We start from the raw sequence: 18,902 nt of genomic DNA on the forward strand, positions 1-18,902 counted from the left end.
ACTAATTACATTAGATGTTTAATCATTATTGGTCATCTCAAGTTTTTTGACCACATATTTTCCCAATTCCCGGCCTTGTTCTAGACCTAGATCGATAGCCGCCCTATAGTGAATCCCTCCATACAATCGACTAATTGCGGCTTCGTCTGCCGCCTGATTAAAAGAAACAAAAGAGCGAATAGGCAGTCCATATTGTAGTTCTGTATCATCATTAAAGGCAAAATCATCTCCAAAAATATGGGTAAGCACTGTCGAAGCAGCCCCAGAGACTACTGAATGCCCACTGGGGTATTCTGGAAAAGGAGGAGTTTGTAGAACAGGTTCCCAGTTTTCATCAATATGTTGATTAATTAAGGTTTCTGGTCTAATTAAATTACTTCTGTATTTCTCGTCCCAACAGCTAATAAATGCATCTGCGATAGCTATCGATGTTTTGGTATAGGCATACACTGTTTTATAAAAATCTGCTTCGGTTTTTTTGCAGGCAATCTTACAAATCCCAATCCAATGTGCTCCAGGTGTAATTTTTTTGGTAGCAAACATCAAATGACCCTTATGCGTAGATACATAAGGATTACAATCCCAAAACTGTGCTATTTGTAATTTTTCTGAAGTTTCTCCTTCTTCTTTGATGGTCTTTCCTACCTCATAGGTTTCTGTTAGTTCTTTATAAAATTGGGAATCTTTTTCTAAAGAAAAATCAGGATGTTTTGATGGCGTGAATTGTGAAGCAGAATCTATGATCGATGTTCTAATTGCCCTCCAATGCGGTTCTATACCATCCATATAATCTGGCGGAGTAGGTTGCCAACGCGCGGGATCATCTGTATTTACTGAAAATTTGGGCATGGTGCGTGTTTGTGCATAGTTATCGGTAGACAACCACTCTTTAATATGTTTTGCCACAGCTAATCCATACGATTTAGAATCATTGAAGCTATTTTGGTTTATAGATGCCCAAGAGTTGTATAAACTATCTCTATACGCTTCGACCTTATCTTCTGAAAACACGAGTTCTTTACCTATTTCTAGGTATGCAATCAAAGCAGCTACTTTAAAATTAACAGCTTTTGTAGTATCAACTTTTGGTACCTGAGTAAGACCATGCAATTGACCTGCTAAAGTCTTATATCCTGTTTCGCCTTGACAAATAACTTCATAAGCCGCGATATTAGGATAATTATATATTCTACTCGCCACTGGGGGGGAGAATATATCATGGACCATCACTTCTGTAATTTTATCTACAACTGTATGATAATCATTTGGTGTAATTTCTATACTAACATTTTCTTTTTTACAAGAGAAAAATAGTACAAGACCAGTGAAAACTACTATCCATTTAGCTTGCCTCAAGGTATACAACTTGGTATTCTTACAGTATTTACTATCACATCTCGACTTCGCCCGGGATGACGAAAGAATACGTTTTCGATCAATCAAATTCATAAATTTCAGCTTTTCTATTGTTTATAGTAATAAGCAAGTAATCCTTACCGTCAAAATTAATAATATTTAGTCCTCTTACTAGTTTTTGGGTAAGGTTAATATTTAGCTCATTGGCTTTAATAACCTTTCCCTCTTTTTGGAGTATTGCACCACCAAAACCATCAAATCTTCCGTGATAAGGTATCAACCCAAAATAATTACCTGCCATAAACACTTCTTCATTCCCATCTTTGTTAAAATCATATCTCAGCATTTTGGTGATGGGTGCAACCTGAAGTTCTTCTTTAAAAGGAATAAACGTAAACACTCCGTTATCATTTTTTAGATATCCCGAAGCCAATTGATCTACTTCAAATAAAGTTGCATGATCTAGGGCTGTGACACCAAAAATCTCTTCAACGGTTTTGCCGGCAAAGGAAGTATAACTCGTGAATTTTTTCCGAAGAAAATTTAACTGACTGGCTAATTCATCTAATCCCAAAGCGGTATAATAGTTTCCGTTTTTGGGAAGTGCTATAATGGTTTCTGTTTTTTGGTTGTTATCAAAATCCCCATAATACATTTTTAGAGGAAACTCTGCAGAGGCCTTAAACTTAGTATTCAACCCAAAGTTGCCCAACAAATAATCCATATCGCCGTCATTATCGATATCAAATTCTACTATAGATTGCCATAAACCATTGAGCCTATGGTGTAGCATCGAATCTGTTATATCAACCAGATTTCCTTTATCATTTTTGAAAAAATGTGGAGACATCCATTCTCCCACTACAATCAGATCTTTTACTTTATCCCCGTCAACATCTGTCCAAATAGCATCGGTAACCATTCCTACTTTTTGAAGTGCTTTATTCTCTTTTCGACTGAAGGTGCCTTTGTCATTAAGCAGAATATATGAATTTGGGATCTTTCCGAAGTCATTAGACACCGCGTACCCTCCAACAAACAAGTCTACATCCCCATCCTGATCGATATCATACGGTTTTATAACAGATTCGTGCTCAAAAAATTCGGGATATTCTCCTTTTCTTAGTCCTAACTTCGAGTTTACATATAACCGATCAACCAATTCTTTTGAGTTTCCATAAAATTCTCCTCCAGAGGATGCCACCAAAAGATCATTCTTACCATCCTGATTTAGGTCTTCGATGATTGCAGTTACATCTTCTTTGCGTTGATCAGCTTCAAGTATATCGATCTTCTGCGCTTCAAAACCATTTGAAGTTTGAATATAGATTTTGGAGGTTTCATTTTTTGAACTTCCGAAGAAAACATCATCCTTGCCATCACCATTAAGATCACCAATAGCTGTTGCCGGACCTTTATCTGATATTTTATACGGAATGAGCTTTTGCCGGTTAAAATCAATATACTTATTCTCTTTATGCACATAGTCTAAACCAGGAATACTATCTACTTTTTTAAACCATCCCTTTGCTACAGGAAACAACTTTTTATAATCTACAGCTTCTCTTTTATGCAACACTTTTATAGTAAGCGTTTGATTCGTTTGGATGTTTTCTGCTACCTGTATCGTATTATCTGGCCAAATAATTTTAAGAGAATCTACCATGCTTTCGTTTCCATATCCAAAATGAATGATCGCCTCTGATGAAGACTGAAAGCCTTTTGTGGTATATAACTGTTTATACTGCTGTATTCCTTTGTGATAGGATAGTACCTTAGTCCCGATCCCAAATGTATTGGGTTTTTTAAAATTGAACTTCAGCTTCAGATAATTTGCAGTAGTATTGGTGTTATTTCTGTAAAATACAGCGTGATCATTTATGGTATTCGTTACTATATCTATGTCTCCGTCATTATCAAAATCTGCATAGGCACTTCCGGTTGACACATTTTGATCACCAGGCAACCATCTTTTGGATTGATTTGTAAATTGTATTCCTGCCTGCCCTTCGAATATATAATTTTGAACCACTCCCGATGGCATCATATCTAATGCTTCTTGATCTACTAATTTAGTTTTTGAAAGTTTCTCTTTAATCTTATTGTTAGAAATATATTTGATATAATCCAGATCGTTTGGTCTTTTTGGTATTCCGTTTGAGATAAAAACATCTTGTTCCCCATCCTGGTTATAATCGGCAAACAAGGTACTCCAGCTCCAGTCTGTAGCCGCTACACCGCTTAGCAGTGCTGTTTCCTGAAAATACTTTCCGCCTTGGTTAATGTGAAGCATATTGCGTGCATATTGGTAATGATAACCCAACTTATTGATACGCATCTGGAGCATATCTACCGTTTCATCACCAGCAGAGGATTTCAATATTTTTTCATCTTCGGGAGTCATATCCAAAGTGAGTATATCCTGATATCCATCATGATTAATATCGGCAACATCACTACCCATAGAAAAACGACTTATGTGCCCGAATTTCTCTTTTAGTTGCTCTGTAAATGTTCTGTCTTTATTATTCATATAATAATAATCGTCTTCGTGAAAATCGTTGCTTACGTAGATGTCTGTATATCCATCATTATTAAAATCGGCAGTTGCAATGCCCAAACCATATCCGTTACCACCGCCAAAAATACCAGCTGCTGTACTTACATCTGTAAATTGCTCACCATCATTACGAAGTAGTTTGTCGCCACTTGTTTTACTTCTATTATTTCGTAAAGAAGCGCTACCAAAGGAATTTTGAGTATGGATCGCATGATTTAAAAGATACAGGTCTAAGTCTCCATCATTATCATAGTCAAAAAAACTAGCAGCAGTAGAATAATTCTGAAAATCTAATCCATATTGAGAAGCTTTTTCTGTAAAGGTACCATCTCCATTGTTCATAAAGAGCTCGTTTGTACCTTGTAAACCTTGAATTCCTGCCACAGCACACACATAAATATCCAGAAAACCATCTCCATTTACATCGGCCATAGTGGTTCCCGTATTCCAATCTGAGTTTCCCGAGACACCAGCTTTTTGAGTAACATCTTCAAAGCGGAAGTTCCCCCGGTTGAGATAAAGCTTATTTTTTCCCTGATTAGACGTAAAGAATACATCCACCAGGTTGTCATTATTAATATCCCCTACAGCAACTCCTGCCCCGTTATAGAAATATAAATAATCAAGGATATTCAAATCTTTGGTAGGGATCAACTGATTCTGAAACGTAACACCGGTAATTTCTGAGGATATTTTTTCAAATAATTCTCCCTGATGCAGATTTTGTTTTTCGCATCCTATCAAAAGGATCAATCCAAAGATGAGTATGCTCGTATTTTTGATCATTATTTTTATTCTTACTCAATTGAGGCTTCAAAACATAGTATGAAGTGCATTTAACTAATTTCTAAACGTATTCAATAAATTTCAAACCTCATTCAGTCAGTCATCCTTGTCAAGTTAATAAATCAATCAGTCCGCATAGTCCTGCACCAATTATTATAGACCAAGAAATCCAATCTTTAAATTCATTGTTCTTGTGTTTTAGAAACAGTATATGAAGTCCTAAATGCACTATCATAAACACATTAAATCCGTAAATAAATGCTTCAATATTCTGGCTGTGTGTCAGTTTCCAAAACACAAAGTAGAACAGGGGAACGTGTGCAAATACGAAAACTATATGTCCAACTTTGTCACTCAGCATTGATAACCCAGGAAATATTCGCCACTCCTTGCAACGTATTGCATCCATTTCGTGCATTGTCAAAAGGGAAAGTCCTAAGTAAAAGAAAATATGTTCTGTCATCTTAATTTTCTAATTCTTTTGCGTTAATGTTGTTTTTGGTTGCAGCTAACACAAAAAATAGTATAATGTTACTTCTTCAGTTTAAAAATCTTAGGAGCCTTATTGTTAATCACTACAACAAGATGTTTTTCTCCAGAGGTATTCGTGATCCACTGCATAGCCATTACCTCATCCTGAACCAGAAATCCTGTTGACTTTTGATCAATATACCTTCCATTCTCGTCACTTATCATAATATTTCCTTTACCGGCATCTAGTCTTGAAAACTGTGGTTTGAAATTATGTTGATTACCCGCCAGAATGAGATCTAAGACACCATCGTTGTTAAAATCTTCTGTTGCAATGTCATTGATACAAGAAAGTTGTGCTTCTTGCGGAAGTTCTTGTATATCAAAATCTCCTTTGCCGTTATTATAAACAATCAAGCTCGCAAAATTATTCGCTGTTTTTACGGTGGAATTTTTGAGGGTCTCTTCAGAAAATAATTCTTCTATAGATTTTTTGGCATACTCGGCATATTTTAGATTTTGCTTTTTTAAGGAATTGATTTGCCCTGCAATTTCATTTCTTAAATGTATGGGAACGTCTCTTCCATTACTAGTTTGCGTGATAATCTGCTCTACTGTACCATTGTTATCAAAATCGTTGATATATATCTTTAAAGGCTCTGAGGAAGTTGCACTATAGGTAGCATTCAAACCTCGATTACCTAGGATCATATCTATATCTCCGTCCCCATCGATATCTTTTGCTTCAACGGTATTAAACCAACCTGATATATCATCAAGACTTGTAGAAAATGAAACTAATGCATCAGATGTATTCCTGAAAATTTTTGGAGCCATCCATTCTCCTACGACAATCAAATCCTTTTTACCATCTGTATCGATATCCTGCCAGGTGGCATCTGTTACCATTCCCACATCACTTATTCCCATAGCTTTTTGTTTGGTGACGTCTTTAAAATTTCCTTTTCCGTCGTTTTCCATAAGATAACTTTTTGGCGTGACTCCATACGTACCTACGATGCCATGACTTCCTATAAACAGATCTATATCCCCATCCCCATCAAAATCTGAAGCAGCAATGGCACCTATATTGGTATAGGTAGGCAAGATAATACCTCCTATAGAAAAATTACCGAATCCGTCGTTCGCATAGTAGCGAACCCCTGTTCTGGCTTTTTTAAAGTTTCCACCAGAGCCAATGATAAGATCCAGATCTTTATCTCCGTCGATATCTTCGAAAATAGCCACTACATCTTCAAAGGCTTCTTCAGTTTCAAATTTTGCGGGCTTTAGATCACCATTTGGCGTTTGCACATATAGTTTTCCTGTTTGACCGTATGCCCCACCGATAAATACATCTTCGTTTCCATCATTATTCACATCTCCTGTCGCCAAAGCGGGTCCTTCTCTCGATTGCATTTTGTATAGCAACCCTTCATAATCAAAATCTACGTAGGCATCTTCTTTATGAGCAGTTGCAGCATGCTTTATTTCTTCAAAATATTTATTTTCGACCGCTGGTTTTAGTATGTAATCCCGAGTTGCATCTTTTTGATTAAATACTAGTAATGAATTAAGGTCTATATCATTTACAGTGATCATTTTTTTATTTGGAAAAATAACTTGTAAAGAATCTATCTTTTGTGTTTTACCAAGTCCGATGGTCATTACATATTCGATAGAAGATTGAAAACCTCGTGTTGGGATCAACTCTTGCCTTAGGATTTGATCCCCAGAAAATATTTCGACAATACTACCGATAGCAAATGTATTTCTATCGGTGCCCTTAAGCTGTAGTTTTATATAGTTGTTTTCTTCTTTCTCGCTATTGTTTTGGTAAATAGAAACTGGCATGTTAAAATTATTCACGACCAGGTCCAGATCTCCGTCATTATCCAGATCTCCGTATGCCGATCCGTTTGAAAATGTAGGTTCTTCAAAGCCCCATTCTTTTGTTGCATTAGAAAATATGAGGTCACCGTTATTTTTAAATGCATAATTAGGAATAGGCGTAGAAGGCATTTTACTGATGATAGAATCTACTTCTTCTTTTTTTCCGGTTAGTATCATTTTTTGAATGATATCATTGGCAAAAAAATTCATAAAATCCTGGTTGGTGAGATCATGATAAATCCCATTACTTACAAATATATCACGATAACCATCATTATCCATATCAAATAATAATGCTCCCCAGCTCCAATCTGTTTTTGCCACACCGCTATAAAAAGCGATTTCAGAAAACGTATGATCGCGATTATTAAGTTGTAATGAGTTTTGCATATATTGGTTATAGAAGTCACGGCTTTTCTTCAGCCTATATACATCATAGCTTTCAAAATTACTGGTTTCTTTAAGTCTTTGATCATCTTCGGGCAGCATATCGGTAACAAAAATTTCGGGATAGCCATCATTATTAATATCAGCCATATCTGCCCCCATCGAAGAAATACTCAAATGTTGTATCCAATCCTTGATTTCTTCAGAAAAAGTGCCATCTCCCTTATTGATATATAAGTAGTCTCTTTCATAAAAATCGTTGGACACATAAATATCTGGTAATAGATCTTTATTAACATCTCCTATGGTGACCCCCAATCCAAAGCCGATTAGACTGCCATAAATACCTGCAGACTCGCTTACATCTATAAACTTTCCATTGTCATTTCGAAGTAATTTATCACCGCCACCTTTAAGAATATCCGGAATATCCCAATCTTTGGCTCTAAGATTTCGCTTGTTTGCATACCCTAAACTGCTTACCGGAATAAAGCTGTTGTTAAGTAAGTACACATCTAGATCTCCGTCAAGATCATAATCAAAAAAAGCTGCGTGGGTAGTAAATCCGCTATCTGCCAGATTGTATTCTGCCGCTTTTTCTGTAAATGTTATGGTTCCTGAGCTTGTCGACGGACCGTTATTAATGAATAATTCATTTTTTTGATCATCTCCTTTTACATTTCCTGCATTACAAACATAAATATCTAACCAGCCATCTGCATTGATATCAACCATCACTACTCCTGTCGACCATGCATTTTTTCCTGTAGTTTTTGAAGCATTAGAAATGTCTTCAAACTGAAAATTTCCTTTATTAAGATAGAGTTTATTTTCTTTTTGATTTGCGGTTAGATATACATCTGGCAAACCATCGTTATTGATGTCTCCTATGGCGACTCCACCACCATTGTAAAAATTACGATAGGTAAAAATGTTAAAATCCTTTTTGTTATCTACCTGATTGGTAAAATCGATATTTGTAGTTGTCGAAGATAACTTGGTAAACAAGGTGTTTTTTTGTTCAGTATTTTCTTCATTGGCTTGTTTTTTACCGCAGGAAATGAAAACTACTAGTATAAGAAAACCATATAAAAACTTACTTTTCATTTTACTTTTTCATTTTTTGATTACCTGAAGGCTATCATTGTTAATCCCAAACAGTAGATATTCTTCTTCTTTCACCATGATTTTTTCGATGGACCTAACGGCACCTTTTACTGAAAAAACAGGCTGTTCACTACTCGTAAAACCATTCTTTTTGTCATTTAATAAGACAACTCCATAAGAAGCATCTAATCTACTTAACTGTGTATTGATTTCGTAGGTATTCCCTCCCAGAATTATATCCGGATATTGATCATCATTAATATCATCAATCAAAATATCATGAACAGAGGAAATTTGAGCTTCCCATGGTAATTTGTGCGCAACAAAATTAAGATTTCCTTTATTTTCAAAATACGTAGTGCTTAATATATGAACTTCTCTTTTTTGGGCTTTCTTAACTTTTGAGATCGAAAAGTAATCTTGAAAATCTGCTTCAGCAAAAGTAGTGTAAGACAAATATTTCTTATTTAGCTCTGGTATTTGTTTTACTAATTCGTCCTTGGTTGCAATTGGAGTTTCTTTTCCTTTATAAAAATAAGTAACAATAGGATCAATCTTGCCATTATCATCAAAATCAGAAAGATATAATTGGATCGGCTCTTCAATTGAAGCTGATAATCGGCTATTCAAACCCCAATTCCCTGCAATAATGTCTAAATCACCATCTTGATCCATATCATGTACTTCAATAGCGTTCCACCAACCATTTGTATTCTTTAGTGAAGTATTATGCTCTCTGTTAAAATTGCCCTTACCATCGTTAAGCATAATCGTAATAGGCATGTAATGCCCTATTAGGATCAAATCATCAAACATATCATTATTTATATCTACAAATTTGGCATCAGATACATTACCGAGAGTATATAATTCTAATGCAGCAGTTGAAGTAACTTCTTTAAAGGTTCCATCACCCATATTTTTGAAAAGATAATTCTTAGGCACAAGCCCATACTTTCCTGGAACTGCATTACTGCCAATGAAGATATCAATATCCCCATCAGCATCAATATCTGATTTTGTAACTATCGCTGCATTAATTGTGATATCTGGAAAAGCTTCCGACTGTCTTTTAAAAGTACCCTGATCATTAATGAATAAGGCTGGAGCGCTTTGATAATTTGAGTAGCTTTCATTACCGCCATAAACCGTTAATAGATCTAAATCACCATCTTGATCTACGTCAAAAAAGCTTTGATCAATATCTTCATAGCGTTTAAATAACCCAAAATCGGGTTGTTCGCTTTTAATAAATTCCCCATCAGCCTGTTGTAAAAAAAGTGATGCAGATTTGAATCTTCCCCCTGGAATAAACACATCTTCTAACCCGTCTTTATTTACATCAATAACGGTTATGTGTGGACCTTCATTAGAACTAGCATAAGGCGCTAATGGTTCTATGCTAAAGTCTTTGGTCTCATAATCCTGGTGTTTAACTCTTAATCCTATATTATTGTTTTCCCTCACTCCTAATGGATTTTTTTCATTTTCTTGCAAGAAAACCTCCTCTTTAATATCCAAAAATAGTAATTGGTTCGCTTTTATATTTTTCTTGATCGAAGAATAGCCATCAGGCCATAGTACTCTTATTGAATCGACTGTCTTACTATTTCCAAGACCGAAATGTTGGACTGAAGTAACTGAAGACAAATATCCCCTGGTTCTAAAAACTTCGGATATTTGAGTTTTATCTTTCGTGTAGATAAATACTTTAGCCCCGACAGCATCAGGATTACTTTTATTCCCCTTGAGTTTTAATTTTATAAAGTTATTTTGGACTGAAAGTTGATCTGATCTATTTTCATATAGGAAAGCTTTTTCATTAATATTATTTGTAACGATATCCAAATCTCCATCATTATCCAAATCTGAATATATAGCACCATTGCTATAAGAAGGAATAGTTTCAGACCATGCATTAGAAGTATTCTTAAAAGTCATATCTCCACTGTTATGATAAAAATAATTGATTGTTTTCTTGTCAGGCAGTTCATTGATTAAAGCCAAATCTTCTTTATCCATTCCCGTCTGGATTCGTTTTTGGATATTGTCGTTGGCTATAAAACTTATAAAATCCATATCATTGGTGGCTCCTTTAATTCCGTTAGAGATAAAGATATCCTTAAATCCATCGTTATCATAATCTGCTATTAGCGGTGCCCAACTCCACTCGGTAGCAGCAATACCGGCATAGAATGCTATTTCGCTAAACTTGCTTTTACCTCTATTAAGCTGTAGTGTATTTTGCATGTACTGTGGTTGGTAGCCATTTTTGAGATATTGATTATAAATTGAAAAACTATATTCTGTACCTGAAGATTTATAGGTTTTTAAATCTTCGGGCAGCATATCTAAAGTTAAAATATCGGTAAGGCCATCATTATTAATATCAGCAATATCTACTCCCATAGAAAAATGAGATGTGTGTTGAATGATGTTTTGTTTTGTTGAAATTACCTCTTTGAACGTTCCATTTTTTTTATTGATGTATAAGTAATCATTTTCAAAAAAATCATTAGCTACATAAATATCAGGATATCCATCGTTGTTAATATCACTTGTTGAAATTCCTAACCCGTAGCCTATTGCTCCTTGATATATTTGTGTCTGTATTGAAATATCTTTGAATTTGCCATTGTTATTTTGATAAAATCGATCACCCGAGAGCGAATCAATTTGTTTTCGTTTAGAACCCCTGCCATAAGTTCTGTTAGGATGAACAGAGTGGTTCAATAAATACATATCCAAATCTCCATCCAGATCATAGTCAAAGAAACTTGCTTGGGTGGAAAAGCTTGAAATATTAAGATTGTATAATGAAGCTTCTTCTTTGAAACTAGGAATTCCCTCTTTATCTACTCCTTGATTAACAAACAACTTATTCTCTCCTTTTATCCCTTTATAAGTACCTATTTTACATATATAAATATCCTGTAAACCATCATTATTAATATCAACCACTGTAACCCCTGTAGACCAGCCTGTACTATCACGAAGTATATCAGATGTTGATTCTTCAAATTTAAGTTTACCCCTGTTTATGTACAAACGGTTTTCACCTTGATTAGAGATAAAATATAAATCTTCTAATTCATCATTATTAAAATCTCCTACAGCTACTCCAGCTCCGTTGTAATAATACAGATACGTAAGAATGTTAAGCTCTGGAGATTCTTGTAATTGATTAACAAACGAGATGCCAGTATGTTTACTTGGTAATAATGTAAATAATTTTGATTTCATTTCTTTTTTGCAAGAAACAAGAAATGCCAAAATCACTAAACAAATAGCTATATATTTATGGGATAAATTCAACTTGATTTACATTTTCTTAAAAATTACAAATTAGAGAGCCCTTCATAAATGGAAGGGCTCTATTCTTAGAATCTTAGCTTAATATTTCGATTTAGTAACCAGGGTTTTGACTTAAATTAGGATTTGTTAATAATGCAGAGGTAGGAATTGGGAATAACTTTCTAAAATCGTCTGTATTGATTTTTAAAGTCCAGGCATCTGCAAATTTCCCGAACCTAATTAGATCGTTACGTCTCCATATCTCCTTATACAGTTCTCTTCCTCTTTCATCAATCAGATCTTGCTCTGTTAAAGCTATTAAAGCTTGAGCATTTCTGATATTTCTTAGCTCATTAACCAAAGTCAAGGCATCACCTGAACCTGTACCGCCTCTAAAAATAGCTTCAGCTTTCATTAAATGTGCATCTGCATATCTAAATAAGATTTGGTGTCCTGTGAAAGCCCCATAGGTAGGATGATACTTTATCGTACGGATACCTGTTCGTTCAGTATTACCAGCCAGAGCAGGAAATTGTTTTTCAAATGCTAAAGGTTTGTTTCCTCTGTCTGTCAACTCAGCTCCATTAACAGAATATTGTTGACCAATTAAAAAACCATATCCTATATGAGACCCGTCTAACAAGCCATCATTATTTTCGTCAAATTCATCTGGATCCATTCCTGCTGGTAGAGGTGATGCTGATAGAGGGACAAATCCCCTACGTTCTTCCTGTCCACTACCAGGAACATTTGTATTAGGATCACCTTCAAATAGTTCATAAAATTCTGCCAATGTAGACCAACCGTTCCAACCACCACCGTCATTTCCGGGTGCGCTTTGATTATAATGCAAACCGTTCCACATTCTATTACCAACACTTGAAATTGTAAAAAATATAGTCTCTGTATCTACATCTGGAGTAAAAATTTCAAAATATCCTGATTGTAACGCGTATCCATCTGTGGTAATAGCATCAACCAGTTCTACAACACGTGTCATATCTGTAGCTGCAGGAGTATCTGAATCTAGGTAGATATGCTTGTTAAGAAATAGTTTCGCTAATAAAAAATTAGCAGCAGCTTTAGTTGGCCTAAGATTTTCTGAGCTTGGTCCTCGGGTTGGTAAATTCGGTAATGCATCATTTAAATCTTCCAAAATAAAATCAAAAGCTTCTGCTCGGGACATTACCATTGGATCTACATCTACGCCTTCTCCCGGGTTTCTAAAAGGCACTTGTCCATACATATCCATCACCCAAAACATAGCATAAGCTCTTATAAATTTCGCGAAGGCTACTTGCTCTGGTGTAGCTTCAGTTGTTCTTGGATCAGTAATTTGTGTTGCTCTGAACACTAATTGATTTAAATTGTTCCAATTATTCAAAATGTAAGGATGTTGAGCATCCCAGGTATGTTCATGAAGTTTTCTCCATATCCCATTATCACCCCAGTCAGTACCCCTTGTAGGCACTAATAATTCATCGGTAGTAACTTCATTTAATGCATAAAAATCTTGTTGATTTTCTATAATTCCTTTAAGGTCTCCGCTAAAAAGATTATTAACAAAAGGAGCGGGGTCATCTATACCTGTAAATTCTGTCTCAGAATCTGCAATCGAAGAATCTGTCTCTTCAATCTCTAGATCTGTACATGAAATCACAAGCAGCATTGATACGAGTATCAATAAACTTGATTTAAAAAGTTCTTTTTTCATAATTATAATTTTTTAAAATGTAGCATTTAAGCCAAATGTATATGTCCTAGGTCTTGGAAAAGCTGTATAATCAATACCTGCAGTAGGCAAATTATTTAAAAGGTTATTACTAGTAGTGGTAGGAGCAGTGCTCACCTCAGGATCCAAACCACTATAATCTGTAATCACAAATAAATTTTGACCGGCTGCGTATATTCTCAAACTTTTAAAAACTCCGTCACCTGATAAAGGCACTTTATAACCGATAGTTGCATTTTGCAATCGTATAAAATCACCGCTTTCTAAAAAACGAGTAGAAACGTCGGCGGCATTCGTACCTGCCTCACCGTTTCCAATAACATCGGTAGTTACATTACGCCCCCCGTTAATACTACCTGCAGTAAAAAAAGCATTGGCAGTGTTGTTGTAAATATAATGGCCCAACTGTCCTGCAAAAAATATACTCGCATCCCAATTCTTATAATTAAAGCTAGTAGAAATTCCCAAATTTATATCAGGTAAAGCACTTTTACCGACGAAAACTTGTGCATCGTCATTAGCTGTTACAGCCAGCCCGGTATCTGGATCAAAACCTTCAAATTCTCTGAGAAAATACGAAAATAATGGTTCTCCTTCAACTAATCTTTGCGAAAATGCACCTGTAAGACCTTGACCAAATATTGCACCGGCATCAAAGGCACCTTCGAAATTCTTCAATTCATTCTTATTATATGCTATGTTAAAGCCAAAATTCCAATTTAAGTCTTCTTGTTGTATAATATCATAATCGATTGCAAATTCAACACCTTGGTTGATAACATTACCGTCTACGTTTGTAAAAACAAACGGTTGAGCTGCAGGTTGCGCAGAAAAAATCTGTAGTAATAGATCTTTGGTATCTTTGTGATATACGTCTATACTTCCTGATAAGCGATCATTCATAAATCCAAAGTCGATACCAATATTTGTCTGACTTGTTTCTTCCCATTTCAAATCATTATTTTCAAAAGAGACATCTTGGGTACCCTGTATTACAACTTCTCCTCCATTTTCTATAGTTGGAGCAATAAAACGTTGTCTTCTTATAAAACTACCATACGTCAAACCATCTTGACTACCTGTAATACCGTAACCTACTCTTAACTTAAGTGTAGAGAATGCTTCTGGAGCAAAATCTTCCTGATCAATTTTCCAAGCAAAAGCACCAGAAGGAAAATATCCATATTTATTATTTTCTCCAAATCTTGAAGATCCATCTGCTCTAATTGTTGCAGTAAAAAGATATTTATCTGCTATGGAGTAATTTGCTCTAACGAAGAACGATTGTAGTTCATCAGTAAAATCAAAGGTGTCTCCGGTAATTGTAGTAGCGGCCAAACTGCCAGGTGCAGTAAAAGCAACACCCTGCTCAATTTCAGGCACAATTCTATTTATAAAAGCTCCAGAAATTAATCCACCACCATCTCTTATTCTATCAGACACATAATATTGTTGATAAGATCCATCGATATTAGCTTCAATAGAATTTGCTGATGCTTCTAGGCTCTCAACCATATCATCTAAATTTGTAGTAACAAAGCCAAATCCTCCAATATTTCTACCTTCTCTGGCAAAATCTTGAAAAGAATATCCTCCTAATATAGAAAATTTGAAATTGTCAAAATCTTTTTCATAGTTAACAGTAAATTCTAAAAGTCTATTAGTAATATCGATATCGTTTACTGTTGCTCTACCATTTCCTGGCGTACCATTATTTAAGCCTATAACATTCCCGGAGATAGCACTACCCCGAGTAGATTCAGAGTCATCATATCCTAAATTAAGTTTTGCAGATAAACCTTCTACAATTTGATATTCTACTGAACCATTTATTAATATCCTATTAGTATTAGTTTCATTTTGACTGTTTATTAGTAAGTTTAAAGGATTAACAAAAGAAGCTCCTGGGTCAAAATTAGGGTCTATAGGCCAAGTTGGGTTAGCTATATATGCTGACCCTAGAAGATCACCTTGGAAACCAGCATCGGCTCCTATCGGCGGTGCCTCATCATTTACCCTAGAAATTGTTCCTTGAAAATTTACTTTCAACTTTTCATCAAAAAAACGATGTGTAGCATTAATACGACCAGTTATTCTTTCTAATGAACTTTTTTCTACAACTCCAAACTGCTTTCCATATCCAAAAGATGCTCTCACATTACCATTTTTATAACTTTGTGCATACGACAAATTTTGATTCTGAGATGCTACGCTTCTCGTTATTACGTCCTGCCAGTCTGTATTATTTCCAAAGTCTTGCGCAGCAACATCTCCACCAAACGATTGAATCGCAGCCAAGTATTGATTCCTATCCAATAAATCAAATTCTTCAGCGGGCTTGGCAATGCTCACCGTAGAAGAAAATTCAAATGTTGGTTTACTAGATCCCCGACCACTTTTGGTTGTAATAATTACAACTCCATTTGCACCTCTTGACCCATAAATGGCTGTTGCAGAAGCATCTTTCAATATGCTTACACTTTCTATATCACTTGGGCTAATGAAATTCAAAGGATTTCTAGAGCCACTAGAACCAACACCTATATCACTACCATTTGCTCCTGTTTCATCTCCAGCTAGAGGTACTCCATCTACTACGAATAAAGGATCACTATTGGATCTTACTGAACTTGTTCCTCGTATCCTAAGATTCACTCCGGCTCCTGGCTCACCACTAGATTGAGTAATTTGTACCCCGGCAGTCTTACCTTGAATCAATTCTTCTGGAGACGCAATTACACCCTGATTAAAATCTTCGGTACTCACAACGGCAACAGCACCAGTAGCATCTTTAACCGATTGTGTTCCATACCCAATGACCACAACTGCTTCCAACTCGGCAGCATCCTCCTCCATAGTTACATTTATCGTAGCTCTACCGTTGACAGGTATTTCCTGAGCCTTGAAACCAACATAACTAAAAACAAGTATTGCATCTTCTGCAACATTATCTAGCGTGTAATTTCCATCGAAATCAGTAACCGCCCCATTACTTGTTCCCCTCACAAGAACATTAACCCCAGGAATTGGACCTCCAGCATCAGAAACCACACCAGAAACTGTGATTTGTGAATACAACATACTCCCCGATAGAAATACCAGCAGGAATATGAGTTTTTTAAGTATCATACTTTTCATAATATAGCGTTTGATTTAAAATTTGAATTGTTTCTTTGTTTTTATGTTCCTAAAAAAGCGAATTATTGTTGCTTGTGTAAGTAACAGTGGGACATCCAAGTCTTTTTTACCACATTTGACTAATTCTGTAACTATAAAACTAAAAGTTACAAAAAAAATGAATGCCCCAGTTGTTACACCTTTGAGAAGTTTTATTTAAAAAACTCCTCCGCTAACAAACAAAAACTAATTTCACTTTCTACTTTATTCATGTTAGTTTTTCAAAGTTTTATTATCTCTTAATTAAATTCAACAATAACCCCCTGATAAGGTTCAAGTTGTATGATATTATCTTTAACCCCTAGCTTTTTATAATTATTTATTATTATATCGCCCATAGATGTGTTGGCATCTATAGCAAAATCTGTGTTTTCACTACCAAAGTTTAGCGCTACCATAATTTTTTCGTTTCCTAATGTCTTCTTATATATATAGAGATCAGGATTACTAAATTCTAATTCTTCAAAGTCTCCGTAAACAAAAACATCATAATCTTTTCTAACCATTAGTAAGTCTCTGTAAAAGTTAAGTATAGAGTCTGGATCATCATCTTGTTGCGCTACATTGATTTCTTTATAATTAGGGTTAGGCTTTAACCATGGTTCTTTCATAGAAAAGCCTCCATTTATTTCGTCATTCCATTGTATGGGAGTCCTTGCATTGTCACGTCCTTCTTTGTTAATCATTTCCAAAGCCAGTTTTTTCGAAAATCTTTTAGTTTCTAAATTCTCATTATAAAAATTTAAGGATTGTACATCTTTAACTTCATCTATACTATCTAAAACTATATTAGTCATCCCTATTTCATCTCCTTGATATATGTTAAGCGTTCCATTTTGGGTTGCTTGCATTATAAATAACATCTTTGCAGATGCTGACCAATATTCTTTATCATTTCCAAATCTGGATACCATACGTGCAAAATCATGATTTCCAATGGCGTTAGCTAACCATCCTTTTTCGTGTACTGCATCCCTCCATCTTTTAAAAATACCTTTCATATTCACCAGGTCAAATGGGGAAGCTTCTTCAAACTTGCCATTAACAATAGTACATTCAAGAATATCAAAATGATATAACATGTCGAGTTCTTTACGGTCATAATTGATGTAAAGCCCAGCATTATTGTGATTTATCCCTACTCCTTCTGCTAAAGAAAAAGCATCATAGTGGCTCACTACCTTATCGTTCATCTCTCTTAAATACTCATGTAGTCTGGGGCCATTTGCATACACATCTTCTATTATTTTTCTAAAACCAACCTCAGGAGCATCAGGATATCCATCTCGTTTTGAGATTAAAGGAATAACATCCATTCTAAATCCATCTACACCTTTGTCAAGCCAAAATCTCATTGCATTGTAGATCTCTTCTCTTACTTTCGGGTTCTCCCAATTTAAATCGGGTTGTTTCTTAGTAAAAAGATGTAAATAATATTCTCCAGATGCCTGATCATACTCCCAGGCACTTCCTCCAAAAAACGATTTCCAATTATTCGGAGGGTCACCATTTTCTAACGGTTTTTGCCAATGAAAGTAATCCCTGTAAGGATTATCTTTTGATTTCTTAGCTTCTTTAAACCAGCTATGCTCATCAGAACAATGATTAGCTACCAAATCAAGAATTAATCGCATTCCCTTGTCGTGAGTTTTTTGAAGCAATTCATCAAAATCATCCATCGACCCGAATTCAGGCATAATTGCACAATAATCACTTATATCATACCCGTTATCATCATTTGGCGAACTGAAAATCGGACTCAACCACAAAATATCGACATTAAGCTTCTGTAAATAATCCAATTTCTCTATAATCCCTCTTAAATCGCCAATCCCATCATTATTACTATCATTAAAGCTTCGTGGGTAGATTTGATATATAGTCCCTTTTTTGAACCATGTAAGCTCCATGCAACTAGGTTTTTTAATTCTTAAAATTTATTACTGAAAATATTAATCTCCTCCCTGCATTTTAAAAGATGTTTAATTTCGATTAAACATTATTTATCCTAAATTAGCATAGTCATAGTGTATTTTGAAAGCAAAATGTTTTTTGGGGAAGGCTTTCATTGCAAAAACAATTATTTTAAGTAGGTATAATTATTAATTGTTCAAAAATAAACTATGTATATTACAAATT

8 protein-coding genes are annotated in these 18,902 nt (G+C 35.1%); all 8 read right to left on the reverse strand.

The genetic code is table 11. The features are described from left to right. Window positions 1-18: 18 nt before the first annotated feature. Window positions 19-1,449, reverse strand: coding sequence for a vanadium-dependent haloperoxidase (locus tag ACFSJT_RS07930; protein ID WP_378319709.1), 1,431 nt, complete (start codon window positions 1,447-1,449; stop codon window positions 19-21). Further along, window positions 1,436-4,702, reverse strand: a complete 3,267-nt coding sequence (locus ACFSJT_RS07935; protein WP_378319711.1) for a VCBS repeat-containing protein — start codon at window positions 4,700-4,702, stop codon at window positions 1,436-1,438. Before ACFSJT_RS07935 ends, ACFSJT_RS07930 begins: the two co-directional genes overlap by 14 nt. Before the next feature lie 109 nt (window positions 4,703-4,811). Continuing rightward, window positions 4,812-5,165: a DUF6713 family protein gene (locus tag ACFSJT_RS07940; RefSeq protein WP_378319712.1), complete on the reverse strand. Its 354-nt coding sequence runs from the start codon at window positions 5,163-5,165 to the stop codon at window positions 4,812-4,814. Window positions 5,166-5,233: 68 nt separating this feature from the next. After that, complete coding sequence (locus ACFSJT_RS07945) at window positions 5,234-8,560, reverse strand: VCBS repeat-containing protein (RefSeq protein WP_378319714.1); 3,327 nt, start codon at window positions 8,558-8,560, stop codon at window positions 5,234-5,236. 9 nt (window positions 8,561-8,569) lie between these two features. After that, entirely contained in the window at window positions 8,570-11,803 is a 3,234-nt protein-coding gene (locus ACFSJT_RS07950) for a VCBS repeat-containing protein (protein WP_378319716.1), read from the reverse strand. Between the two features lie 163 nt (window positions 11,804-11,966). Then, window positions 11,967-13,568, reverse strand: coding sequence for a RagB/SusD family nutrient uptake outer membrane protein (locus tag ACFSJT_RS07955; protein WP_378319717.1), 1,602 nt, complete (start codon window positions 13,566-13,568; stop codon window positions 11,967-11,969). A 12-nt stretch (window positions 13,569-13,580) separates the two neighbouring features. After that, the gene (locus tag ACFSJT_RS07960) at window positions 13,581-16,724 is read right to left on the reverse strand and encodes a SusC/RagA family TonB-linked outer membrane protein (protein ID WP_378319718.1); all 3,144 of its coding nucleotides are present in this window, start codon (window positions 16,722-16,724) and stop codon (window positions 13,581-13,583) included. Window positions 16,725-17,002: 278 nt separating this feature from the next. Continuing rightward, the gene (locus ACFSJT_RS07965; RefSeq protein ID WP_378319719.1) at window positions 17,003-18,673 is read right to left on the reverse strand and encodes a glycoside hydrolase family 13 protein; all 1,671 of its coding nucleotides are present in this window, start codon (window positions 18,671-18,673) and stop codon (window positions 17,003-17,005) included. Between the last annotated feature and the right edge of the window lie 229 nt (window positions 18,674-18,902).

Source organism: Aquimarina celericrescens (assembly GCF_042682765.1).
GTDB classification, from domain to species: Bacteria; Bacteroidota; Bacteroidia; order Flavobacteriales; family Flavobacteriaceae; genus Aquimarina; species Aquimarina celericrescens.